This is a genomic window from Mesorhizobium sp. L48C026A00 (genome assembly GCF_000502375.1).
GTDB classification, from domain to species: domain Bacteria; phylum Pseudomonadota; class Alphaproteobacteria; order Rhizobiales; family Rhizobiaceae; genus Mesorhizobium; species Mesorhizobium muleiense.
The window spans coordinates 88,241-112,557 of sequence record NZ_AYWU01000034.1 but is presented as its reverse complement, the minus strand read 5'-3'; the positions used below and the strand labels follow the sequence as shown (position 1 = coordinate 112,557).

Annotated in this window: 22 protein-coding genes and 2 pseudogenes; 20 read left to right on the top strand and 4 right to left on the bottom strand. The window is 61.8% G+C overall.

Features of this window, described 5'->3' with window-relative positions; translation table 11 throughout:
• The first annotated feature begins 14 nt into the window (after nt 1–14).
• From X738_RS75640 to X738_RS75570, 19 genes and pseudogenes are all read left to right on the top strand, one after another.
• Nucleotides 15–827, top strand: a complete 813-nt coding sequence (locus tag X738_RS75640; RefSeq protein ID WP_031256667.1) for an ABC transporter ATP-binding protein — start codon at nt 15–17, stop codon at nt 825–827.
• A 931-nt stretch (nt 828–1,758) separates the two neighbouring features.
• A complete protein-coding gene (locus X738_RS75635; RefSeq protein WP_023803114.1) occupies nt 1,759–2,760 on the top strand; it encodes an LLM class flavin-dependent oxidoreductase in 1,002 nt (333 codons plus the stop codon).
• A 12-nt stretch (nt 2,761–2,772) separates the two neighbouring features.
• On the top strand, nt 2,773–4,119 hold the full coding sequence (locus tag X738_RS75630) for an LLM class flavin-dependent oxidoreductase (RefSeq protein ID WP_023803113.1): 1,347 nt from the start codon (nt 2,773–2,775) through the stop codon (nt 4,117–4,119).
• Nucleotides 4,120–4,132: 13 nt separating this feature from the next.
• Nucleotides 4,133–5,320 carry a M20 aminoacylase family protein gene (locus tag X738_RS75625; protein WP_031256665.1) on the top strand — a complete coding sequence of 396 codons (1,188 nt, stop codon included), beginning with the start codon at nt 4,133–4,135 and terminating at the stop codon, nt 5,318–5,320.
• A 15-nt stretch (nt 5,321–5,335) separates the two neighbouring features.
• Nucleotides 5,336–5,893 (top strand): GNAT family N-acetyltransferase, encoded by a 558-nt coding sequence (locus tag X738_RS75620; RefSeq protein ID WP_023803111.1) that lies wholly within the window; start codon nt 5,336–5,338, stop codon nt 5,891–5,893.
• 25 nt (nt 5,894–5,918) lie between these two features.
• On the top strand, nt 5,919–7,709 hold the full coding sequence (locus tag X738_RS88545) for an amino acid ABC transporter permease/ATP-binding protein (RefSeq protein WP_023803110.1): 1,791 nt from the start codon (nt 5,919–5,921) through the stop codon (nt 7,707–7,709).
• Nucleotides 7,710–7,781: 72 nt separating this feature from the next.
• Complete coding sequence (locus X738_RS75615; RefSeq protein WP_023803109.1) at nt 7,782–8,717, top strand: ABC transporter substrate-binding protein; 936 nt, start codon at nt 7,782–7,784, stop codon at nt 8,715–8,717.
• A gap of 73 nt (nt 8,718–8,790) precedes the next feature.
• Entirely contained in the window at nt 8,791–9,720 is a 930-nt protein-coding gene (locus tag X738_RS75610; RefSeq protein ID WP_023803108.1) for an ABC transporter substrate-binding protein, read from the top strand.
• Between the two features lie 76 nt (nt 9,721–9,796).
• The gene (locus X738_RS75605; RefSeq protein ID WP_023803107.1) at nt 9,797–10,858 is read left to right on the top strand and encodes an LLM class flavin-dependent oxidoreductase; all 1,062 of its coding nucleotides are present in this window, start codon (nt 9,797–9,799) and stop codon (nt 10,856–10,858) included.
• 159 nt (nt 10,859–11,017) lie between these two features.
• A pseudogene (locus X738_RS89380) lies at nt 11,018–11,476 on the top strand (gamma-glutamylcyclotransferase); the annotation flags it as partial.
• 324 nt (nt 11,477–11,800) lie between these two features.
• A complete protein-coding gene (locus tag X738_RS75595; protein WP_031256690.1) occupies nt 11,801–12,835 on the top strand; it encodes an amino acid ABC transporter substrate-binding protein in 1,035 nt (344 codons plus the stop codon).
• Between the two features lie 23 nt (nt 12,836–12,858).
• The gene (locus X738_RS75590; RefSeq protein WP_036270327.1) at nt 12,859–14,046 is read left to right on the top strand and encodes an amino acid ABC transporter permease; all 1,188 of its coding nucleotides are present in this window, start codon (nt 12,859–12,861) and stop codon (nt 14,044–14,046) included.
• Entirely contained in the window at nt 14,043–15,125 is a 1,083-nt protein-coding gene (locus X738_RS75585; protein WP_023803103.1) for an amino acid ABC transporter permease, read from the top strand. The genes X738_RS75590 and X738_RS75585 overlap by 4 nt, the downstream gene beginning before the upstream one ends.
• Before the next feature lie 170 nt (nt 15,126–15,295).
• Nucleotides 15,296–15,778: pseudogene (locus X738_RS75580) on the top strand (2-oxoglutarate and iron-dependent oxygenase domain-containing protein); the annotation flags it as partial.
• Nucleotides 15,779–15,780: 2 nt separating this feature from the next.
• Nucleotides 15,781–16,575 (top strand): zinc-binding dehydrogenase, encoded by a 795-nt coding sequence (locus X738_RS83640; protein ID WP_084833925.1) that lies wholly within the window; start codon nt 15,781–15,783, stop codon nt 16,573–16,575.
• A 173-nt stretch (nt 16,576–16,748) separates the two neighbouring features.
• Complete coding sequence (locus X738_RS85400; RefSeq protein WP_156942719.1) at nt 16,749–17,105, top strand: hypothetical protein; 357 nt, start codon at nt 16,749–16,751, stop codon at nt 17,103–17,105.
• A gap of 497 nt (nt 17,106–17,602) precedes the next feature.
• Entirely contained in the window at nt 17,603–17,935 is a 333-nt protein-coding gene (locus tag X738_RS75575) for a hypothetical protein (RefSeq protein WP_023803100.1), read from the top strand.
• Between the two features lie 114 nt (nt 17,936–18,049).
• The gene (locus tag X738_RS85395; RefSeq protein ID WP_023803099.1) at nt 18,050–18,205 is read left to right on the top strand and encodes a hypothetical protein; all 156 of its coding nucleotides are present in this window, start codon (nt 18,050–18,052) and stop codon (nt 18,203–18,205) included.
• 83 nt (nt 18,206–18,288) lie between these two features.
• A complete protein-coding gene (locus X738_RS75570; RefSeq protein WP_031256659.1) occupies nt 18,289–19,248 on the top strand; it encodes an LLM class flavin-dependent oxidoreductase in 960 nt (319 codons plus the stop codon).
• Nucleotides 19,249–19,284: 36 nt separating this feature from the next.
• On the opposite strand, the gene X738_RS75565 is transcribed toward X738_RS75570, so the two are convergent.
• The 4 genes from X738_RS75565 to X738_RS75550 all read right to left on the bottom strand — a co-directional run bounded on the left by X738_RS75565 (nt 19,285) and on the right by X738_RS75550 (nt 23,136).
• Entirely contained in the window at nt 19,285–20,625 is a 1,341-nt protein-coding gene (locus X738_RS75565) for an FAD/NAD(P)-binding protein (RefSeq protein WP_023803097.1), read from the bottom strand.
• 31 nt (nt 20,626–20,656) lie between these two features.
• Nucleotides 20,657–21,106 (bottom strand): RrF2 family transcriptional regulator, encoded by a 450-nt coding sequence (locus tag X738_RS75560; RefSeq protein WP_023803096.1) that lies wholly within the window; start codon nt 21,104–21,106, stop codon nt 20,657–20,659.
• 876 nt (nt 21,107–21,982) lie between these two features.
• Complete coding sequence (locus tag X738_RS0143985; protein WP_031256657.1) at nt 21,983–22,489, bottom strand: cupin domain-containing protein; 507 nt, start codon at nt 22,487–22,489, stop codon at nt 21,983–21,985.
• A 101-nt stretch (nt 22,490–22,590) separates the two neighbouring features.
• Nucleotides 22,591–23,136, bottom strand: a complete 546-nt coding sequence (locus X738_RS75550; protein ID WP_441295562.1) for a peroxiredoxin-like family protein — start codon at nt 23,134–23,136, stop codon at nt 22,591–22,593.
• A gap of 597 nt (nt 23,137–23,733) precedes the next feature.
• Here X738_RS75550 and msuE point away from each other — a divergent pair.
• Nucleotides 23,734–24,294, top strand: a complete 561-nt coding sequence (gene msuE / locus X738_RS75545; protein ID WP_023803091.1) for an FMN reductase — start codon at nt 23,734–23,736, stop codon at nt 24,292–24,294.
• Nucleotides 24,295–24,317 lie beyond the last annotated feature (23 nt).

Sequence of the window (24,317 nt, the reverse complement as noted above, 5' to 3'; positions counted from 1 at the left end):
TAACTGCTCCCGCCTTGGTCGGCGATGTCGCGCCGGCTCTCGAGATTCGCGGTGTCGACAAGACTTTCAGGGTTGCCGGGCGAGATGTCCTTGTTCTTGCGGGTATCGACCTGATGGTGAGCCCGGGCGAATTCCTCGGCATCGTCGGGGCCTCCGGTTGCGGCAAGTCCACGCTCTTGCGGCTCATTCTTGGGCTCGACCTCGACTATCAGGGCGAGATCCGGATCGACGGCCGGCCCGTGGAGCGCCCGGGAATCGACCGTTCGATCGTCTTCCAAGACCACCGCCTGCTTCCCTGGCTGACCGTCGAAGCCAATGTGGCTGCTGCGCTTCGACGGAGTCCGTCGAGCCGGGCGAAGAAGGAGGAGGCCGTCCGAGAGCATCTGGAGCTCGTCGGCCTCGAACAATTCGCCAAGGCTTATCCCGCGCAGCTTTCCGGCGGCATGGCGCAACGCGTCGCGATCGCCCGCGCACTGGTCAACCGCCCCCGCTTTCTGCTCCTTGATGAGCCTCTGGGCGCGCTCGACGCATTGACACGGCTCAGGCTTCAGGACGAACTCAAGCGTATCGTCCAGCACGAAGGCACGACGGCCGTTCTTGTCACGCATGACGTCGACGAGGCGGTGCACCTCGGACATCGGGTCGTGGTGATGCAACCGCACCCCGGACGGATTGCAGCCGTGCTGCCGGTCCCCTCGTCGGCGCGCTTCGACCGGTCGTGCGTAGATTTCATTCGCCTCCGCGACGAGGTACTAGAGCTGCTAGGCGTCGAGGCAACGAGCAGGCCGCTGCCGAGCATGGAAAGACGACTGGTCTCGGCAGACTAGAGAGACCGTCAAGCTGTATCCGCTCATTCGAAAATGAATGAGGTGGATCAGAGTGGAAACTGCGGCGGTCTGCCTAGCTGTGAATCCGCTCCGAAGCGTGACCCCCACGCAATTCGCTGCTATGCTCTTGATATCGTGCAAAAGTGTCCAACGAGATAGGGTCACGTCGGCGTCGACCGTGCCCCCTCTGCTTTTCCCACATGCGCAGAAAAATCAACGGGTTTGCCCAAATTCGGATGGATGGGGTCATGCTTCGGGGCCAATTCACAGGTGAGCGCCGCCGTTTCCCGGTGCGGGGCCGCCGTTTTCCTCGCAAGTGCGATGCGAGCTTGATAGCCGCGTGCGATATCCAAGTGGGCACATGCGTCACGACACGTGTGGATAGCAGGTGAATGCCGACCGAACAGATTTTTGCCGGAACGTGTGATTTTTTGACATTCCATTCGTGTCGAAATGTCTCGAACGTGTGCATTGATGTGGCGTCGGTCGGCAGTTTTCCTCCCATTGTTGCCGGCCGATGTTCCCCTCTGGAGGTTTCGACCTTCACTTTGCCGGGCCTGATCGGCCCGGCTTTTTTGTGATGTTGCAGAAGCTCCAACTGACGACCGCGGCAGCAACGAGTCGACCTACGTGTCACCGATACTGACGAGATCGTTTCGACCAGGCCCTTCGCTGAGAGCGCACGAGCGTGACCTGTGCCGGACGCGTCGTGTGAAACCCAGTGTTGCACATCGCGCGTACCTTACACCGCCGCCAGATAGCACTGCCAGGGTTTCTCCTTAGCCATTCGACTGCCTTTTGAAGCCGATTTTTTCGCTTCAGCAAAGTAGAAAGGGATCAGATTTCTTAAGTCTATAAATTCTGTCGATATTATCAACATGAAGCGGCCGATTAATTGGTGCGATCCGGCGCGGCGGTCTGGATGTCGAGAATGTCATATCTCCTGAGCTTGCTGGACAAGAGTCCCGTTCCCGAGGGATCGAACGCAACCGAAGCGCTCAGCAGGACGGTCGCGCTGGCGCAGAAAGCCGAACAACTTGGCTACAATCGGTACTGGGTTGCCGAGCATCACAGCTCGCCGGGCCTGGCCAGTTCGGCGCCGGAAGTGGTCGTTGCCTCTCTGCTTGCAAACNCCAGCCACATCCGTATCGGCTCCGGTGGCGTCATGCTCCAGCACTATGCGCCTTACAAGGTCGCGGAAGTCTTCAACGTGCTGTCGGCGCTGGCGCCGGGGCGTGTCGACCTCGGTGTCGGTAAGGCTCCTGGCGGGCTGCCGCTTTCGACCAAGGCGCTCCAGGCCGGACGTGGCGCCGACGTCAAGCGAGACTTCGCCGATCAGCTTGCCGAACTCGATTCTTTTCTTGTGGGTACGCTTCCTGAGGGTCACCCCCTCGCGGGCGTTGCCGCCACACCTGTACCGCCCGCTCCGCCGGAACGCATACTGCTCGGCGCCAGCGACAATAGCGCCGCGCTGGCTGTCCGCCATGGATGGCAATTCTGCTTTGCCGCCCACCTCAATGGCGACCTTGCCAAGGTGCAAAGCGCATTCGAAGTCTATGAGAAGTCCACCGGCCGCGTGCCGCTGCTGGCTCTCTTCGCTTTCGTAGCGGAGACGACCGAGGCGGCCGAACGCCAGGTGAGTGAACTGCGCGTCTTCAAGGTTCATCTCGCCACGGGCCAGAGCGTCAACCTTCCTTCGCTTGAGGCCGCCGCGGAATTTGCGAGGCAGGCAGGCGTAAGCGAATACCGCGTCGAGGAGAACCGTCCGAGCGTGATCGCCGGGACGCCCGACCACGTCCGCCGCGAGCTGGACCGGCTTCACCAGCGCTTCGGCGTCAAGGAATTCGTCATCGACACGCCAGTCGCCGGCTACGCCGAGCGCCTCGCCTCGATCGAACTTCTTGTCGGCGCCTACCAGAGCGCGGCTGCCTGAAGGAGCAATGCCATGAGCGAAAAGAGCATTAGGTTCGGCGTCATGCTGCACGGGGCGGGCGGGCATATGAACGCCTGGAAACATCCGAGCGGTCCCGCCGACGCCAGCGTCAACCTGCAATTCTACATCGACACCGCGCGCAAAGCCGAAGCTGCAGGCATCGCATTCGCCTTCGTCGCCGACGGCCTCTATATCAACGAGAAGTCGATCCCGCATTTCCTCAACCGCTTCGAGCCGATCTCTATCCTGTCGGCGCTCGCCACGGTCACCTCGAAGATCGGTGTCGCCGGCACTGTTTCGACCTCCTACAGCGATCCCTTCACGGTCGCTCGCCAGTTCGGTTCGCTTGACCTGATCAGCGGCGGGCGTGCCGGCTGGAACGTCGTCACCTCTCCGCTCGAGGGCTCCGGCAGGAACTACAGCCGGCTGCATCCCGACCATGCGCTACGTTACGAGATCGCCGACGAATACCTGAGCGTTACCCAGGGCCTCTGGGACTCCTGGGATGACGACGCGTTTCCGCGGGACCGTGCGACGGGAAAGTTCTTCGAGAAGGAAAAACTCCATCGCCTCGATCACAAGGGGCGCTTCTTCCAGGTCGAGGGCCCACTCAACATCCAGCGTTCTCCCCAGGGCCAGCCGATCATCTTTCAGGCCGGCTCCTCCGACGACGGGATAAAACTCGCCGGCAAATATGCGGACGCCGTCTTCGCCAATGCCCCATCCTTCGAGGCGACACGGACTTTTCGCAACCAGGTCAAGGCAAGCGCGGTCGCGCACGGCCGCTCCGCCGGCGCCGTCCAAATCTTCCCCGGCATCGGGCCGATCGTCGGCGCCACGCGCGAGGAGGCCGAGGCAAAATATGCCGCCATCCGCGACTTGCTGAACGTCGACGAGGCGCTCGCCTATCTCGGCCGCTTCTTTGACCATCACGACTTCAGCCGGTATGCCCTCGACGAACCATTCCCGGAGCTGGGCGATATCGGCCAGAACAGCTTCCGGTCGACCACCGACCGGATCAAGGCCGACGCCAAATCAAAGGGGTCGACGCTGCGGCAAGTGGCGTTGGAGGTTGCGACGCCGAAGCCGCATTTCATCGGAACCGGCGAAGACGTTGCCGCCGAACTCATCCGCTGGATCGAAGAAGGCGCCGCTGACGGCTTCATACTCGGCTTCCCGGTGGTGGCCGAGGGACTGGACGATTTCATCCGTCACGTCATCCCGATCTTGGAAGCGCGCGGCCGTTATGAGCGCGTCCTTGCAGGCAAGACGTTGCGCGATCATCTCGGTCTCCCACGCCGTGAGAGCCGCTATTCCCAACAAGGCGATGGTGGCGCGTTGCGTCAGCTCGCCCGATGACGAGCTGCAGCGCATGAACACTCACGCCTCTGTCAAGGACGCCGTCAGGATCATTGCCGGCATCGGCAATTTTGTCGACGAATTCATCGACCTGCGCCACGATCTCCATCGCCATCCGGAACTGGCCTTCAAAGAGGAACGAACGAGTTCGCGCGTGGCATCCTTGCTTGCCGGCTGGGGGTACGAGGTCTCCACCGGCTTGGCAGGAACCGGCGTGATCGGTACCTTGCGGCGTGGTGACGGAAAAACCCTGGGCATCCGCGCCGACATGGACGCCTTGCCCATCGACGAGCGGCCCGGGCTCTCCTATGCCAGTGTCCATCCCGGCGTGATGCACGCCTGCGGCCATGACGGCCACACGACGATCCTGCTGGCTGCCGCGCGCTATCTAGCCGAACGTGGCACTATCGCCGGCACCTTGAACCTGATCTTCCAGCCCGCCGAAGAAATCGGAGCAGGCGCGAAGAAGATGATCTCCGAGCGGCTGTTCGAGCGTTTTCCCTGCGACGCGGTCTTCGGGCTCCACAACTGGCCCGGTGTGCAAGAGGCACAATTCGGTTTCGTGGAAGGCGCCGCGATGGCATCCGTCGATCAGGCCGTCATCCGCGTCGTCGGCAAAGGCGGGCACGGCGCCGAACCGCACAACACTGTCGATCCGGTCCTGGCGGCAGCCCATATCGTGACGGCGCTTCAGAGCGTCGTGGCGCGCAATGTCGACCCGCGCGACATGGCCGTCGTCACGGTGGGCTCGATCCACGGCGGAGCGGCCTCCAATGTCATCCCCGACAGCGTCGAGCTCAAGCTGACCGTGCGGACGTATCGGCCCGACCTCCGGGCCGAACTGCAGCGGCGCATCCCGGCACTCGCCAGGGCGCAGGCAGAAAGCTTCGGCGCCACGGCCGAAGTCCACTATCGGCTCGGCTTTCCGAGCGTCATCAATCATCCCGCCGAGACGAGCTTCGCCCGCCAGGTGGCGCAGCGCTCCTTCGGGCGCGCTGCCGTGGAGGAGGATTTCCGGCCAAGAACCGCGAGCGAGGACTTCGCTTTCATGCTCGAGGCGCGGCCGGGCAGCTACGTTTTTGTCGGCAACGGCGAAAGCGCGCCGCTTCATAGCCCGCTCTACGACTTCAACGACGCAATCATCGCTCCCGCAGCCGCCTACTGGGTAGCGCTGGCTGAAACTTATCTCAACGCATCCTAGCGCAGGTCCAAGCCCATGAGCGACGACTTTTTTCTCTACACCACCCCGCTCGATGACCGTGCAAAGCCGCTGATCGACGAGCTCATCTTCGAATACGACAGCCGCTACGGCGACATCTTCGATCGCGAAGGTGCCGCAGCCGAACTGAACCGTTATCCGCCGGAGGCGTTCGCTCCGCCGCACGGGAACTTCCTCCTCCTCATCCGCGGCGGCGAGACCATCGGCGGTGGCGCCTTCAAGCGGTACGACGACACGACGGCGGAGTTCAAGCGCGTATGGACGCGCCGGGACCTGCGCCGACAGGGACTTGCTCGCAAAGTGCTCGTCGAACTTGAGGCGCAGGCAGAAAGGCAGGGCTACCGGCGCATCTACCTGACGACAGGTTTCCGTCAGCCGGAAGCCGTCGGCCTCTATCTCGGCCATGGCTACACGGCTCTGTTCGACACGACGGCCGACCCGGAAACCTACCGGCACCTCCCTTTCGAGAAGTTCATCGGCAAATCGAGAGTGGAGAGCTTTCTGCCGCGTCGTGACGAAACGCACGCTGCCCGGAGCGCCGCGCGCACCGGTTGATCCACCCGCAACGGAGGGCTCGCTCATGACGATTACCACGGACTTCGGCCGCCCTGATGTGTTCCCGGCCAAACCTGTTGCAAAGGGTGATTATTCCCATTTCAAGATCGTCCCGGCGCGTTATCCCGCGCGCACGTTCGGAACGGTCCTGGCGATCCTGATCATCCTTGCGGTAGCCCATTCGACGCTCACCAACGAACGCTGGGGCTGGCCTGTCTTTGCCGAGTGGTTCTTCGCCGAGCCGGTGCTCGTCGGGCTCGGCCGCACGCTGCTGCTGACCGCGCTTGGCACGATCTTTGGTTTTGCCCTCGGCACCGCGCTGGCACTGGCCCGCGTGTCCGGTTCGCCGCTGCTTGCCGGTGTTTCCTGGACCTATGTCTGGATATTCCGTTCGATACCGCTGATCGTGCTCCTGCTGATCCTCAACAATCTCGGCTATCTCTACGAGACGATCTGGATCGGGGTGCCCTATACCGAGATCAGCTTCTACAGCTGGTCGACAACGCAGCTCATCACGCCATTCTTCGCCGCGGTGCTGGGCCTTACACTGCATGCGGCGGCCTTCTCTTCTGAAATCGTTCGCGGCGGCATCCTTTCGGTCGATCAGGGACAGCTCGAAGCCGCCGCGGCCCTCGGCCTGCCGCGACGCCGGCAGGCCTCTCGCATCGTCCTGCCGCAGGCCATGCGGTCGATCCTGCCCACCGCCTTCAACGAAATAATCATGCTGGCCAAGGGCACCTCGCAGGTCTACATCCTCGCGCTGCCCGAACTCTTCTATACCATCCAGGTCATCTACAGGCGCAATCTGGAGGTCATCCCGCTGCTGATGGTGGCGACGATCTGGTATCTGATCATCCTCACCGTCCTGTCGGCCGTTCAGCACCAGATCGAGCGGCATTATGCGAAAGGCGCGCTGCGCAATCCGCCGCCTTCGATCTTCACCGCGCTTTTCAATCGCGTCAGGGCACGCCCGGCTGCGGCTGCCGCCGTTTCGCCAGAGGTATCATCTAGCCCGGCTGCGGTCGTGTCCGGCCGCTGGAAGGAAGGTGGCGTCAAAGGCGGCGAGCTCAATATCCACAACGTCTCCAAGAGCTTTGGCGAGCTGCGCGTTCTGCGCGATGTGACGCTGGCATTGCCGGCCGGCAGCGTGACGGCGATCCTGGGGCAGTCGGGCTCCGGCAAGTCGACGCTCCTGCGTACCATCAACCATCTGGAGCGCGTCGATGACGGCTTCATCTCGGTCGATGGCGAGCTGATCGGCTATCGCCAGGAGGGCGAGACGCTCTATGAGCTGAAGGAAGCGGATATCCTGCGCCGTCGGGTGGATGTCGGCATGGTATTCCAGAACTTCAACCTTTTTCCGCATTTGACGGTTCTCGAAAACATCGTCGAAGCACCCGTCACGGTGCGTGGCCTGCCTCGTCCCGACGCGGAAGAACTGGCCTACGACCTGTTGGCGCGCGTGGGGCTTTCGGACAAGGCCCATGCCTATCCGCGCCAGCTTTCAGGCGGCCAGCAGCAACGGGTCGCGATCGCACGAGCGCTGGCGCTCAAGCCCAAGGTTTTGCTGTTCGACGAACCGACTTCGGCGCTGGATCCCGAGCTTGTCAACGAGGTACTGGACGTCATCAAGGAACTCGCCAGCTCCGGCACCACTCTGGTGATCGTCACTCACGAGATCGGCTTTGCGCGCGAGGTCGCTGACACCATCGTCTTTATGGAACAAGGCCAGGTGCTGGAAACTGGCACGCCCGACAAGGTCTTCAACGCGCCAACGCATCCCCGTACCGCGGCTTTCCTCGCCAAGGTGCTGTGATCAAAAAACGCGGAAGAAAACAACTTCCAAAGGGAACCGCGACTCTCAACGCAACATGACAGGAATTCGCACATGACCGTTTCCATCCGTTCCCTCGTTCGTCCCCTCGGCGCTATCGCCATCACCCTTGGGCTGTTTGCATCCCCGGCGTCGTCGGAGGAACCCGATCTCAGTCCTGAGCAAGCGGGCCGCGTACGCGCAGAGCGCAACGACGAGGCAATCAAACTCATTTCTGCCGTCTTCAAGTTTGCCCAGCCAGGCAAATTCACCGTCGCAACCGCGCCGGGGCGCTTGCCTCTCGGTACGTATGCGAGCGACACCAAGACGCCGGTCGGGTCAGAACCGGATATCGCGCAACTTGTCGCCGACAGTTTGGGCCTCGAACTGAATCTCATACCCGTTGCCTGGGCCGATTGGCCGCTCGGGCTGGAGTCGGGCAAGTACGATGCGGTCATATCGAACGTGACCGTCACGGAACTTCGCAAGGAAAAGTTCGACTTCTCCACCTATCGCGACGACCTTCTCGGCATCTACGTCAAGTCCGACAGTCCGATCACCGAGGTCAAAGAACCGAAGGATATCGCTGGCCTCAAGGTGATCGTCGGGGCCAGCACTAACCAGGAGCAGATCTTGCTGCGCTGGAACGACCAGAACGTCAAGGCCGGGCTGAAGCCGGTCGAAGTACAGTACTACGATGACGATGTTGTGCAGCGACTTGCCATCCAGTCGGGCAGGGCGGACGCCTATCTCGGTCCCAACGCGTTCGGAGCTTACGAGGCCCGCGATGGCAAGACCAAGCTTGTCGGCACCTTTTCCGGCGGCTGGCCGCTGACGGCACAGATTGCGGTCACAACGCGCAAGGGGTCCGGTATCGCAGACGCAATCACCGCCGCGCTCAACGCGCAGATCGCGAACGGCAACTACACGAAAGCGCTGGAGCGCTGGAATCTCGTCTCCGAAGCGATCACGAAATCCGAGACCAATCCCGCGGGCCTTCCCAAGAGCTGATCCGGAGGGCCTTGATCCAGACCGGGCGGAGGCCGCTCCCGGTTCCTATAATTTCAACCATTCGAGAAAACAAATGAAGATCCCATCCTTTGCATTTGCCGCCAGCCTGCTCGGCCTCCTCTTCGCGACGGGTCCAGCCGCCGCGCAAGCCGGTTTCGATTTCTCGCCCGAGCAGAAAGAGCGTGTCCGGGCCGCGCCGATTGAGGCAGCCATCCGCGCAGTTCCCCCGAACTTCAAATTCGTCCAGCCAGGACATCTGACGGTCGCCGTCAGTCCTGGCGGCCCGCCGCTCGGCACCTACGCCACCGACGCCAAGGCTGTTGTCGGCGCCGACCCTGACTATGCGCAACTGGTTGCCGACAGCCTTGGCCTGCAGCTCGATCTCGTTGCCGTCGCCTGGGCCGATTGGCCGCTCGGCCTCGTCTCTGGCAAATACGACGCCGTGATCTCGAATGTCGGCGTGACGGAAGAGCGCAAGGAGAAGTTCGATTTCACCAGCTACAGGCAGGGCCTGCACGGCTTCTTCGTCAAATCGGATAGCGGCATCGCCTCCATCGAGGAGCCGAAGGATGCCGCCGGCCTTCGCATTATTGTCGGCGCAGGCACCAATCAGGAGCGTATCCTGCTGGAGTGGGACAAGCAGAATGTGGCTGCCGGGCTGAAGCCGCTGGAGCTTCAGTATTTCGATGACGAAGCCACGCGTCTGGTGGCGCTGACTGCGGGCCGGGCCGACGTCATTGTCCAGCCGCATGCGCAACTCGTCTTCATCGCGGCGCGCGACAAGACCATCAAACGCATCGGCACGCTGAGCGCCGGCTGGCCGCTGAAATCGGATGTTGCCATTGCCACCCGCAAAGGCAGCGGCCTGGTCGATGCGCTGACGATCGCCACCAACGGGCTAATCGAGAATGGTCTCTATGGCAAGGCGCTGGCGCGCTGGAATCTCACCGAGGAAGCCCTGGAGCGGTCGGAGACGAATCCTCCCGGCCTGCCAAAGTTTTGATGCGGCCGTGACGGGGGCGACCGCGGGGGAAGCCCCCGTCACATTCTTCCAAGATCGACCCGAAAGCGGCCAAGTGATGCCTCAACACTTCAAGATCGATCACATCGGCTTCCTGACTCCTGGTAACTATCCGGAAGACCGGCCACTGGCCGGGCTGGAAGACACGCTGAAGCTGTTCGAATTTGGGGAATCGCTCGGTTTCGACAGCGCCTGGATCAGGCACAGGCATCTCGAGCGCGGCGTCTCTTCCGCGCCCGTCTTTCTCGCCGCCGCGACACAAAGAACGACCGATATCCAACTTGGATCGGCCGTCATCCAGATGGGGTACGAGAACCCGTTCCGGCTGGCGGAGGATCTGGCGATGGTCGACGTGCTGTCCGGCGGCCGGCTCAATGTGGGCTTGAGCGCCGGTTCTCCGCCGCATGCGAAACTTCTCGGCCGTCTGTTTCTCGATGGCGATCCGTCGAGTGTCGACTATTCCCATGCCCGCGCGGAGCGCCTAGCTGAAAGCCTGCGCAGCGACCTGCTCGGGGACGACAAAACGGTCTTGTCCTCGGCCCTCGGCGATTACCGCCCACGCGTCCAGCCGGTTGCCGTCGGCCTGACCGAGCGCCTTTGGTATGGCGGCGGATCGCTGCGTTCGGCCGAGTGGGCCGCCAAGAACGGCTTCAATCTTTTGATCGGCAACGTCACCACCGGCGAGAAGACCGATGATTTCTTCGAGGCACAGCTCAACCAGCTCCAACTCTACTGTAGGAACTGGAATATCGCGCACCGGCCGCGCATCGGGTTTGGCCGCGTGATCGTTCCCTTTGACAGCGCCGATCGTCAGACGCGCGAACGCTACCGCGCCTATGCCGCAAGCCGCCACGCGCGAACGCTGCAGCCCAATGGCGAGCGACGGACGTTGTTTGCGCGCGACATCATAGGCACCTCGGAGGAGATCCTCGACCAACTGGCCGACGACCCCATCCTGCCGCTGGTCGACGAGTTCCGGATGGAGCTCCCCTATGACTTCCCCGAAGGGGACTATCGGCAGGTCATGCATGACTTCGTCCATGCCATCGCGCCCGTGCTCGGCTGGCGGCGAACGGACACCGCACTCCGGGAGGTCACGCCTGAAAGGATTGCGGGGTGATGGCACAGTCGATAGCGCTCCGATCCATGCCGATCTCGAACATGGCGCTGACTGCGGCGCTGGTGGCGAGGGTCGAGCGCAAAGAACCCGATCCCGGGCCGCATTACGGCAACTTCGATCTCTCCGAGGAGACGCGCGAGCGCTGGCTGAGACTGCTCCTTGAGGGGCGTACGCCCGATACGCCCTTCTGGGTCTTCTCTTACGGCTCACATCTGGAAGCCTGCCTTCGACGCATTCGAAGAGCGCTCGGCCGTAACATTCGGTTGGCGCCGGTCGTTTCGCCTCCAGCTCACGCGATGGTGCGGTACGCCGGACCGTCCGGGCCTGATGCTAGCCCTGGATAGAGGCGGGAGTTGCCGCGGCATCGCTTAGAGGATCAACCCGCTCAGGCTGGAGGATGATCTGCGGGCGCTTCTGGAGAGGGAAATCAGCGACGATCCATGTGCCACTGTACCACGCTGGATCAAGATCTTTACACCGGGCGGCCGGATATCTGCCTCGGCATTCACAGCGAACCGTGACTCCACGGACTATGCTGGCGATCTCGATCTCGACCTGGTTGCATCGATGGTAGCGACAGCTGCTGGGCATGGCGGAAGCTGTGCTCACTATCTCTACCGCAGTTCCGTTCGTCTCGCCGAGCGTGGAATCCGCGACGGGATGCTTTGGCGTCTCCAGGACAAGTCGCCAGAACAATTGAAGCGCTGCCGGACGACTGGATCGAGCGCGGGACCACGTCCATTCGTCGGGCAGATTGGCCAGACCAGTAATGCGTGGGCAGTCTGCACAATCCATGAGCAATTTGCTTCGTATTGCATCGCAAAAATGGACGAAGATTCCTTAGTCTATAGAATTTATAGAGTTATGTTCGAGGTAGTCGATCAAGGCGGGGGACGACCGGCCTCAGGGTCGACTGCAACGACAATCTCAGGAGCAATCAATATGACTTCCAAAATTCGATCCGGCGCCCGTTGGAGGACGGTGCTGGCTACATCGCTCGTCCTTGCCGCCGGCGTCTTCTCGACTGCGACGTTCGCAGGTCCGACGCTCGACAAGATCAAGGAACGCGGCACCATCAAGGTCGGCGTCGGTACCACGCCGGGCTTCTTCGCGCCGGACAGCAACGGCAAGTGGCAGGGCTTCTTCATCGACTACGGCCGGGCGCTGGCGATCGCCGTTTTCGGTGACCCGGAAAAGGTCGAGTTCACGAATTCGTCGCCGCAGCAGCGTCTGCCGGCGTTGCAGGCCGGCGAGTTCGACGTGCTGCTGTCCGGTGTCACCGTCACCGTGACCCGCGCCTTTCAGCTCGGCTTCCATTTCGGGCCAACCATTTTCTATGACGGCCAGGGCATCCTGGTGCGCAAGGATATCGGCGTGACGACCGCAGCCGAACTCGACGGCGCGACCATCGGCGTCCAGAGCGGCACGACGGGCGAGCTCAACATTGCCGACTTCTTCCGCAAGACCGGCAAGAAGTTCACGCCCGTGACGATCGAGGACACCGGCGAGTTCCTCAATGCGCTGGAATCAGGCCGCGTCGACGCGATCACGCAAGATTCGTCCGACCTCGTGGGCAAGCTGACCCAGCTCAAGAAGCCGGACGACTATATCGTCCTGCCAGAGCGCCTTTCCAAGGAGCCGCTGGCTCCCGCGATCGCTGGCGGCGACGACCAATGGCTGGAGATCGTTAACTGGACGGTGAACGCCACAATCCAGGCCGAGGAATGGGGTATCACCAGCGCCAATGTCGACGAGTTCCTGAAGTCGGAAGATCCGGCGATCCAGCGCTTCCTCGGTGTCGATCCATCGCTAGGCCAGGCGATCGGCCTTGATCCGAAGTTCGCCTACAACATCATCAAGACGGTCGGCAACTATGGCGAGCTGTTCGACAAGCACCTGAAGCCGCTGGGATGGGAACGTGGCTACAACAGCCTCTGGACCAACGGCGGACTGCTCTATTCGCCGCCCTTCCGCTAAGCTCTTCTACCGGTTTCAAGACCATGACGTCCATCGTTGTGCCGGGTCCGAAAGGTCCCGGCACTGTCCGCAGAATAAGCATGTGGTGGGGCCCGCGCCCCTTTACTCAGGTCGTGGTGATCATCGCTGTGGTCGCGCTGTTTTACGTGTTAGGCCACAACACGTCGGTGACGATGAGCCGTATCGGCGTAATTCCCGGCTTCGGCTTTCTCCAGCGCTCCGCGAATTTCGAGATCGGCGAAAGTCTGATCGCCTTCCGCGCCGGCGACATCTATGCGCGCGCCATCCTGGTGGGCATTCTCAACACGGTGAAGGTCGCCGTTCTGGGCTGTATCCTCGCCACCATCCTTGGCGTGGGGCTCGGCATCGCCCGGCTGTCTGGCAATCTGCTGCTGTCCGGCATTGTGCGCTGGTATGTCGAGATCGTGCGCAATACGCCCTTGCTGCTCCAGCTCTTCTTCTGGATATCGCTGGCTCAGGCGCTTCCCGCACCACGCAGGGCGCTCCCGCTGCTGGACGCCTTCTATTTGACCAATCGCGGCGTCTTCGTCCCTGGCCCGATCTTTCAGGGTCTGTCCTTCCCCACCCTGCTTGTGGCCGGCCTCGTCTTCGTCGCATGGGCGACGTTCCTATGGACAGCCCGCCGGCAGGGAAAGCTGACGCTCCGGTCCGGGCTGCTCGCCGGCGTTCTCGCGGTCGCGGGCGTCGCTCTCGGCATCCCACTCACCGGAGCCAGCGTCTCGCTCGAAGTCCCGGCGCTCTCTGGCTTCAACATCCGCGGCGGCTACAGCCTCACGCCCGAATTCGCTGCGCTGCTGACGGGACTGGTGGTGAAATTCTCCGCTTCCATCGCCGAGATCGTACGGGCCGGCATCCAGTCGGTCAAACGCGGACAATGGGAGGCGGCCCGCGCCATGGGTCTGCACGATGGGCAGATTATGCGGTTCATCGTCCTGCCCCAGGCGCTGCGGGTGATTACGCCGCTGACGACCTCCAACTATCTCGATCTGGTCAAGGATTCGAGCCTCGCGGTAGCAATAGGCTATCCGGACCTCGTCAGCATCGTCAACACGACCGCCAACACCACGGGCCAGGCATTCGAGGCCCTGCTGATCCTCATCGTCATCTACCTCATCCTCAATCTCTCTGTGTCGGCGCTCATGAACGTCTACAACAGGCGCGTAGCGCTTAGGGGAGGGCGGCCGGCATGACTGTGGCCGAAGTCGGCGCCCCTCTCGTCATCGCGCGCGCCCCCATATGGGATCGCCTCAGGACTGGCCTGTTCGGGACGCCGTTCAATGCCATCGTCACGGTCCTGACCGTTTCTCTGCTCGTGTGGATCGTGCCGCCGCTGCTGCGCTGGACGATTCTTGATGCCACTTGGAGCGGCACTTCCGCCGATTGTGCGGCGCGCGATGGAGCGTGCTGGGCTTTCGTGGCCGCAAAATTCCGCTTCTTCCTATTCGCCTTTTATCCGCCCGAGCTGCATTGGCGGCCAGCTCTGGTTATCTTGCTGCTGCTCGCACTCCTCGGCGCAACCGCAATCCCGCGTTTCTGGCGGCGCGAACTGCTGTTTGCATGGCCGGCGGTCATCGTACTGTGCTGGCTGCTGATGGCGGGAGCGCTTGGTGGAGCGCCGGTTTCATCGAACCAGTGGGGCGGCCTACCCGTCACGCTGCTAGTCTGGACCGTTTGCTTTGCGACGTCCCTGCCGCTGGCGGTCCTCCTGGCGCTCGCGCGGCGCTCGGATATGACCGGACTGCGCCTGCTTTCGGTCATTTACATCGAATTGCTGCGCGGCACGCCCATGGTCGCCATCCTTTATATCGCCATGTTGATCTTGCCGATGGCGCTGCCGGAGGGCCAATCGATGGACAAGACCCTGCGGGCGATGATCATGGTGGCTCTGTTCTGGACGGCCTATACGGCCGAGGTGGTACGCGGCGGCCTCCAGGCAATCCCGCCCGGACAGGAGGAAGCGGCCTCAGCGCTCGGATTAGGCTATTGGCGCGCCATGCAGTTGGTCGTGCTGCCGCAGGCGCTTCGTGTCGTTATCCCTGGCCTCGTCAACCTGGCCATCGGTTTCCTGCTGGCCACCTCCTTGCTCGCGGTCATCGGCATCTTCGACCTGCTCAATGCTGCGAAGGCGTCCGCAACCGATCCAAACTGGCTCGGTTTTTATGACGAAGCCTATCTGGTGGCGGCCATGGTCTACTTCGTCTTCGGCTTTGGCGGTTCGCGCTACAGCCAGTGGCTCGAAAGTCGTCTCAACGCATCGGAGAGAAAGTAAAGGCGCGGGAAGGAAAAACATTCCCCTCTCGCGCCGAGTTGGACAGCAACTGTCTCCTTCTCCTTCCGTCTGCGCTCGTGTGTTTCTTTGTCGCAAACGGCGACTACGGCACTATCGCACGACGATGAGGAATACGTGGCGCGCGGGTCTCAGAAGCTACGAGGTGTATAATGCCAAGGATCTTGCCAATTCTCGATCTCAACCGCTTTGAAGAGGGTGGTTCTGCACACATGGCCTTCCTTGCGGATCTGCGATCAGCCGCGCGCGACATCGGATTCTTCTATCTTGGCGGCCATGGCATCTCCCATGCTGACATACACACGCTGTTTGCCGAGGCGAAATGCTTTTTCGCGCTTCCTGAATCGGAAAAGCGTGCGATCGAGATGGTCAACTCGCCGCAATTCCGCGGCTATACAAGGGTCGGTGGGGAACGCACGCAGGGACTTGCCGACTGGCGCGAGCAGCTCGATTTCGGCGTCGAGCGTGAAGCTGTTCCCCAGCGGCCCGGCACGCCCGCCTGGACGCGTCTGCAAGGGCCGAACCTCTGGCCGACACGCCAGCCAAGCCTGCGCACGACCGTGCTTGCCTGGCAGGCTAAAGCAACCGACGTTGCCATCCGGCTGTTGAAGGCATTCGCGCTGTCGCTCGAGCGCGCATGAATCGCATTGCTCATGCTCCACTTGCCGACGAGCGCTTCGTGCGGGATGTGCATCGGGCGCTTTATAGCCGATATCGGGAGGCAGTTCCGAACGCTGGATGTTGTGGAACGAGACGCTCAACACGTTTGCTCGATCATCGGTCGGTACGCGCCTTTAAGACCGACGGCCTCCCACGAGGTGCGCTCGAGACCATCGTCGCGGTTGCGCACTCCGCGCCCCCTTCGTCCAAGCGGAGCTGCCCGCTCGGCGCTCTTTCGAGTTCATCGGACAGATCATGGCGGCGAAAATGCTGGATCCTGAAAGAAAAAGCCCGCTGCCGGGAGGAGGTGGCAGCGGGCTTGATTTCGAAAACGGCGCGGGAGGAGGTGCACCGCGTTCAACGTCGGCATCGCATCCGGGAGGAGTGGGTAGCCGACCACCTCATGATAGCAATTGCGCCAGATATTGCAACGCACAAAATTCATCCCGCAGTGCAAATTCTACGCGGTCGATCCATTGCCGGTGGAGAGCAAAAGTGTCGGCATGTTGTTGTCGATCTCGGATTCGACGAATGCGTGGACCACCGCGCTGCCGATTTCCCGGAGAAGCTTGCGCAAGCCGTCCCGATTGGGATTGATGTTTACTTCGACACAGTAGGCGGCGTGGTGCTAAACGCGGTGCTGAAACTGGGAAATCCCTTCTCCAGGATAGCACTCTGCGGAATGATTACCGACTACAACAATGATTGTCCCTATGGCATAACGAATCTCTACACGGCCATCGCCAATCGAACGCTTCTTCAGGCTTCATAGTTTCCGATCATGCCTCGCTCTGGCCTCACGCAATCGCCGATCTCGAGGGCTGGGTGCGCTCGGGAGTGGTGAATTTACAGGGAAACGATTGCGACGGGGCTGGAGCAAGCACCCTTGGCCTTGATCGGCCTCCTTCGCGGCCAAAACATAGGCAAGCAATTGGTGCGCATCGATTGATCTCGGATTACTGGCGATATTCCCGGCCGATCATGACGCTTGAGCGAGGAAGCAGCGAACTGCCGCGCGCCAAAAAAGCGCCTGTTCTCGGGCTTCGCGAAATTGGCTTGCCCGGCACGAAGCTAGAGTTCTTCGACCTTTGTCCGCGCTGTGGACACGAAAGCATCTCTCAAGGGGGAAGGCGCATCATATGCCATGGCAAGTTCGTAGCTGATCGGCGTGGCGGGCCTAGTCCACTCGCGAAACGTCACGCCGCATCGATCCGTATCACACTGGATTTTGGGAACGAGCGCTACGCCAAGGCCGCCGCCCACGAGATTTACGATGGCCTGCGTTCCCAGGGACTCCCCTGAGGTGACGACGTTCGTCGAGCAGACTTTCAAGGGTTCCGTTGTAACGGCCTGGTGAGCTTCAGCCGGCCCCGGCGGCGTTAATGTATATAAAAACCGTAGACATTATTGACATTCTGCCGGGTTGAGTCATACTGGCCTTCTAAATGCCTGACCGCCTACCACCCACTCGTGCTCGCATGACCAGGAGGTGACGATGAAACAGACATTTCTGAGCCATATCTGGACATCTATCCGGGCTCTCCCGTGCCGAAGGACAACAAACCGGCCCCAAGCCTGGACAGGCGAAAGCCTCTCCAGGGCGGAGCGTGACCGCCTGCCCGAGCATGACGAAAGCTTTTATTGGGGCTGGTGTATGCACGGCCATTGGTAGGTCGTTCCCGGCTCCCGTACGTCGGCGACAACCAATTGCGAAGACATGCGTTAAGCCGACTTTCGCTGTTCGGAATTGCCGACGATGGCAGTCCATATCGTGTTTTGACCTGATGAGGAGACTGGTGATGACACGTGTGCTTCCTGCCCTCCACGAGGGCCATGCCTCCATCTATCTGCACCAGGCGTTCGCCGACGCACTCGACGCCTATGAAGCCTGGGGCCTGAACATGGATGAGCCTACCGTGATGTTCGAGGAGAAGAACGTTCCGATCAGTTCGATTTTCGGGCGCATGCGGACATGCTTCGACATTGTGCCAGAGCGCTTGCGCGCCACCGTGGCCGACATCATCGGCGAGCGAGCATCGGAGATCAACAACGGCGGTCAAAGCACCTTCGCCGAAACCGCGGTCGTCCTCCGTGCAATGTGTGTCGAGCGTCTCCGGGACCAGGCGGCGTAGAGGAAGTTTCCGCTGAGCGCCGCTTCCGGAGAACCATTTCCCACATCCCACGCGAAATTCGCAATCGACAAAGTCTACTGATTTTATAGACTAATGCCGATATTGGAGGATGATATGGCTTACATCCATACCGAGAACACTCGCAGGACGGCAAGACGACCAGGCGGCGTGACGGCGCCCGCGGGCGCCTCGACCAAGGTGGCCGCATACGCGGCTTTTGCACTCTCATTCGGCTTCGCGTCCGCGATCGTGCTCGGGCTCATTCCCTGAACGGCTTCCCTATAACCACGGAGGGGCAGGATTTGATCTTTTCGCCGACCGTGGCGGAACCCCTGAACGAAGGAGGAAATGCGATGGCCATCGAGTTCACTTTCGTACCCGGTACCGATTCGAACGAGCTTTCGGCGGCAGGCGCGGCGCCGTTCTTTTTTGATACGCACGCATCGGCGGCAGCCCTCGCACAAGTCGAGGAAGCGGGCTTTCAAAGCGTCGTGATCGATGATTCCGCCGGACTTTTGACCAACTTCGATCTGGCGGCCAAGGCGGCGGCGGTGACGTCGTCGCTTCAGATTGTTCTTACACATTGGGCAGGGGTCGTCGCCCCGGCGGTGGCGGCACGGCAGCTGGCGTCGCTCGGTGTGGCAAGCGGAGGCCGTCTGGCTCTAAGGATTCTGGCCGACGGCATTGCCGAAAACGACGTCGCTACAGATTCGCACGCGAGCCATCTCGCGACCTGGCAGCGGACGGACGAATACCTGACGCTGTTGAAGAGACTGTGGTCGAACGACAAGCCGTTCGACCATGAGGGTCCGTTCTACAGCGTCCGTGGCGGGTTCATTCCGAACAAGGGTCCGCGTGGCTTCGGAATACCGATCCGGATGAGCGGGCTTTCCGGAACTTCCCTAAAGGTCGCCGGCCGGCATGCCGACATATTCGAACTGGCGCCCGGCGCGCCGGAGGATGTGCGGGTGCTGATTGCGCGCGTGCGCGCCGCAGCGGCTCAGTACGGAAGGTCCGGGAAGGTTCGTTTCGCAATGCCTGTGAGCTTCGCGCGCGACTGGCCGGTCAGCCGTGCGGACGCGGTTCACGCGCCCGGTCTTCCCGCGCGGTCGGCGCTTTCCCTGATCGCTTATGCCGAAGCCGGCGTCTCGGAATTCATGGTGACCGGTCCATACGATTCGGAGAAGATACGGAGATTCGGCCAGGCAGTAGCGCCGTTGCGCAATTCCCTCGCTCGCGAGGAACGGCGCGCCATATTGCCCGCGCCGGGGCTGTCGGGGGCATCGACGATGGGCAGGCGGTCCCGCGCTTGAGCGTGCTCCCGCTGCTCCAAGGCGATTCAAAGGCGCCTATCCAGCCAGTTGCTCCGCCAATCTCGCGCACTGGACCCGGATGTCGGGGATGGCGTCGATTTCGAAGAACGTGCCGCGGGTGAGCGGACCGACGGCGAACAGCTTGTCGGAGGGCGAGCCGTCCGCATCGATCACCGCGCAGTCCGGGGTCACGTCGAGGCTGAGCCGAAGCGGATCCGGGCGCGCGAGCCCACGGTCGGTCAGCGAGCGGACGACTGCGATCGCTCCGGTCGAGACGTCCTTGACGATGCCGGTGCAGTCGTAGGCGACGCCGACTTCCAGGTTTTCAACAGCCTGCGACTGCCGAAGTTGCAGATTGGCCGTCAGGGTTCGACCTTCCCGATGGGCACCCAGAACCCGGCCGGCAATGAGCCGGAGCCGGCCCGACCGCACCGCCTCGCTTATTCTTGCATGGATCTCCGGCGCCATCCGATGGCGGTGGATGTCCCACCACGCCTTGGTGTGCTTGAGAAAGCGGCGCTTTGCGCTCACCGGCCAACTTTGCCAGATGCGCTGATTGAAGGGCCTTAGTCCGTCGACGACATCGCGCCAGTTGCCGCCGGCCTTCTCGGTTGCGCGGACGAGGTCGCGGAACCAGCCGACAAAGTAGGAAAGCTCGGTGCCAAGCAGGATGTCCGCGCTGTCCAGCCGAATCGGGCTACCCTTCCGGTGCGGCGAAGGCAACAGTCCGCGCCGGGACACGGCGACGATTTCGCCGCGATGGCCGCGATGCTCCAAAGTAAGCCAGGCGTCGACCATGCTCAGCCCGGTGCCGAGGATGAGCACGCGGGAATCCAGATCGATTTGTGTGTCTTCGGCCGAACCGATGCGAACTGCAAAACCCTGCTCCGATGCAGGCTCTTCGTCATGCCCGGCCGCGAGTACCGCGACATGCCCGACGATGCTCGTTCCATTGGCCAGCCGTAGCTCCACGCCGGCGGGAGTGGGCGAGACCGAGACGCCTTCTTCCTGAACGAGACGGAGTCGGCCCGGTTCACGCTCGGCGATTTCCATGAGAAGCTCCTGGAGGTAGAGGCCGTAGACACTGCGCGGCGCATAGACTGGGAAGGCTTCCTCCTTCGCCAGCCCTTTGCCCCGCAGCCAACGCCAGAAATGCTCCGGGTCGTCCGCAAGCGCGCTCATGCCCATCGCGCTTACGTTGAGCAGGTGATCCGGCAGCGACGTTGAATAGGCAATGCCAGGGCCGAATGACGCGCGCTTTTCGACCAGCGTGACCCGTAGATTCGGATCCGGAGAACGCAGAAGATGTCCGGCCAGGATGACGCCGCTCGCGCCTCCGCCGACGATGATGATGGAGTTGCGGCTGCGCTCCGTCATGAGCGCCGCCTATAGCGGGGCGCCCCAGGAATCAGGCCTGATATTTCAGGGTTGCTGCTAGATCGTCGTTCGCGGAGCCCCGCATTTCGGCGAGACTGCGGTTGTCCAGAACCTCGGCGATGGCGTGCCGCACTTCCAGCATCATATGACGAACTTGGCATGTCGCCTCATCGCAATCTTCGCATCGCGCGTAGCGCGTGCGGCTCGCACACGGGATCGGCGCCAGAGGTCCGTCGAGAACACGCACGACATGGCCGACCTTGATATCCGTGGCTGGACGCGCCAGGCGATATCCGCCTTCCTTTCCCTTCCGGCTCTCGACGAAGCCGGCATTGCGAAGCTCGCCGAGAATGGCGTCGAGAAACTTCTTCGAAATGTTGTTGCTGGTCGCGATGTCGTTGACGAATGCGAGTTGTCCGGTCGGCAGATGTGCGAGATGCACGAGCGCCTTGAGGCCGTACTTGCCTTTCCTGGTGAGCATTTGACGAACGTCGTCCTGGCGTGCGGCAGCGGAGTGCCGCTTGTTGAGATCGCCTGGCTCCTCGGTTCGTCCCCACCGCGCCCGGCCGTGCATGACACATAAGTTCTAGTGACATTATATACAACCCGACAAACGTTGATTTTTCGTTGTTTTTCAGCCCGCCGTCGCTGCCCGGATGTTGGACTCCCGCACATTCGACGGGACAGGGCGACGCTGCAACAACAATGCGGTCAATTGTGCGCCGGCCAGGTCTGTGCGCTCCTTCACCACGGGGTCGGCCGGAAACCCGTCCGCAAATTCGTGATCGCTCGCAAATCGCATCGGCCTCGACGACCTCGATGATGGAAAGAGCCTCATCGACTGTTCGCCGCGTGAGAATGCCGCGCCAAGGCCGGAGCCGGCATCGATGAGATCGAAAATGCTGACCCGAAGGTCGATTCGGTGCATGGTCGCCGCAACCGGTTCCGCCAACGCGCGCGACCTCGACGGTCGATGCACGCTTCCGGCTATGGCCACCAGATGAGGTCTGCGATCCGGCATGATTAGGCCTCGTTCTAAAACCTAGGCAGGTCCGGACATGAACCGTCGAATCGGAAGGCAATTGGAGGATAGCTTGCCCTCCACAATGCCGCTGCCATCCGCAGTCTGGCGCCCGCGCAGTTCGCGGGACGAAGTCTGGAGCGCTTTACAGAACCGCCGTCTGCGCTCATTCGTGTAGTCGACGCCTGCAGCCATAAGGCCCTCAGCAACTGAGTAGCGCCTATTCGGGCAGACCGAGCACGGCGGCGATGTCGCCGAACCTACCGGGATCAGTGTCGTTGCCCGCCGCGATCTCGCCTGGCGCCAGTCAACTCATCAGCGCTGTAGCTCGGCAGTTCACCGGTGGATCGGATCTATCCACAGCACCTCCTCGGGTGCTTCCACAGGTTCGATGTCGAGATTGACGACCACCGGTGCCTGGCCCGACCTGACAAGAACGCATTCCAGCGTCTCGTCGCGGCTGGCATTGATCTCCTGATGCGGCACGTAGGGCGGCACGTAGATGAAGTCGCCGGGACCGGCTTCCGCGACATATTCCAGGCTCTCGCCCCAGCGCATGCGCGCCTTGCCCTTGACGACGTAGATGATGCTTTCCAGGTCACCATGGTGATGCGCGCCGGTCTTGGCGTTGGCGTGAATGGTCACCGTGCCAGCCCAGATCTTTTCGGCGCCCGCCCGTGCCTTGTTGATCGCCGTCGCCCGATTCATGCCGGGTGTCTGCGCGGTGTTGGGGTCAAGCGAATTTCCGGGGATGACTTTTACCCCATTCTCGCGCCAGTCGACCGGCGCGTGATCATGGTCGTGATCGTGATGATGGCCGTCGCGGCCGTGGTCCTTGGTCAAAGTCACCTCGTCTTTCTCTGTGCCGGCTCTGGTCAGGCAGCGGTGCGCGCCGTGATGGCCTGGACGGCCGCGATGATATCGGCCGGTTCGGTGCGCACAAGCTAGTCCGGACTGACATCGGCAAATCGCACAGTGCCCGCCTGATCGATAACGATCGCAGTCGGCATCGGAAGCTCCCAGGTTCCCGTTCCGGTAACCTCGCCGATCGGGCTTCGGCTCTCGACCGAAAGACGGCGCGAGGCTTCGTCGAATGAATAGAGGATGCCGAAGCGGCGCCCCAGTGAATTGCCCGCGTCGGTCGCGATCAGGAAATCGAGTTGGTGGCGATCCTTGATGTCGCGCAGCTTTTGGGGAACCTGCGGGCTGACGCCAACCAGCGTCGTACCCAGCCTGCGCAGTTCGGGGCCGAGATGCTGGCTGTAATAGGGCAGGGCGATGTTGCAGACGGGGCAGCCGGCAAAGCGGAAGAAGATCAGGACGAGCGGCCCGTTCTTCAGAAGCTCAGAGAGCGACAGCGGACCGGCATCCACTTCCGTCAATTCGAAAGGCCCAACGGTGTCGCCCGCCTTCACGAAGGCCGAGCGGTCAGCGGTTTCGACGAGCAGGCGCCGCTGGTCGACATTGATCTTCAGTCTGTCGGCGGGCATCGTCAGNCGAGCGGTCAGCGGTTTCGACGAGCAGGCGCCGCTGGTCGACATTGATCTTCAGTCTGTCGGCGGGCATCGTCAGTGCGCGTTTGGCCTGGAACTCCGCAAGGGTTTCGTTGAGCGATTGCGCTTGGGCCATTGGTTTGCTCCGTCGGTGAGGATTGGCCGCCGAAGCGGCAAGGACGATGGCGAGGCCATCGCGTTCCCTTCAGGATAAGATTGCGCGTTGGCGGCGCGAGATAAAAAATTGCGCGGAAGATTTCACCGCGCAACGAATTGTCTAATTCGAACGGACAGACCGCAGGGTTTTGCCGGCCTGATCGGCAGGCGACCGAAATCGGCAAGCCAAGGCCAGGCGAAAACCACCCCGGTCCGGCACGCGGCCGGCCGGAAAAACACGGGCATCGCGGTTCCATGAACGGCTCCTTACCAAGCATGATTTTCTAACGGACCGCGAACATTCGAAACGTCGCGGACTCCTTGTCTCCAAATTCTATAAATATTGTAGACATTGAAGGCGCCTCAGCACCTCATGGGCTGGCGCAATATGATGTTCGTTCGAAAACCCTCGAAATTTCAAGGACGAAGGTGCTCTGCATGTCCCACGCAAAACTGGTCGGCCTGGTCGGCAACTTCAGCCGCCCGTCAAAATCGTACGCGCTGGTGGATACAGTCGCCGGGCTCGCACGTGACCGATACGGATTGCGAACCGAACTCTACGACCTGACCGATGTCGGTCCTTCACTTGGCAATGCGCGGCACCATGACGACCTCGACACATCCGCTCAGCAGATCGTGCAGAAGATCATTTCGGCCGATGTTCTGATCGTGGGGTCGCCGACCTACAAGGGCAGCTATACCGGACTGTTCAAGCATTTCTTCGATCTGGTCGACCCGCTCGCTCTGCAAGGCAAGCCGGTGATTTTGACTGCGACGGGCGGCGGGGATCGTCATGCGCTGATCGTCGAGCATCAGCTTCGCCCGCTCTTCGGCTTCTTCATGGCGCATACACTGCCAAGCGCAGTCTATGCGGCCGACCGGGATTTTTCCGACTACCGCCTCGCTTCCGAGCCCATCCGACGCCGCGCCGAACAGGCAGTCGCCGAACTCGGCGCATTCTTTCCGCAAGCATTGCATCACGCTCTGGCAGCCGAGTGATGCCGTCGTCACTTGCAAAAGGA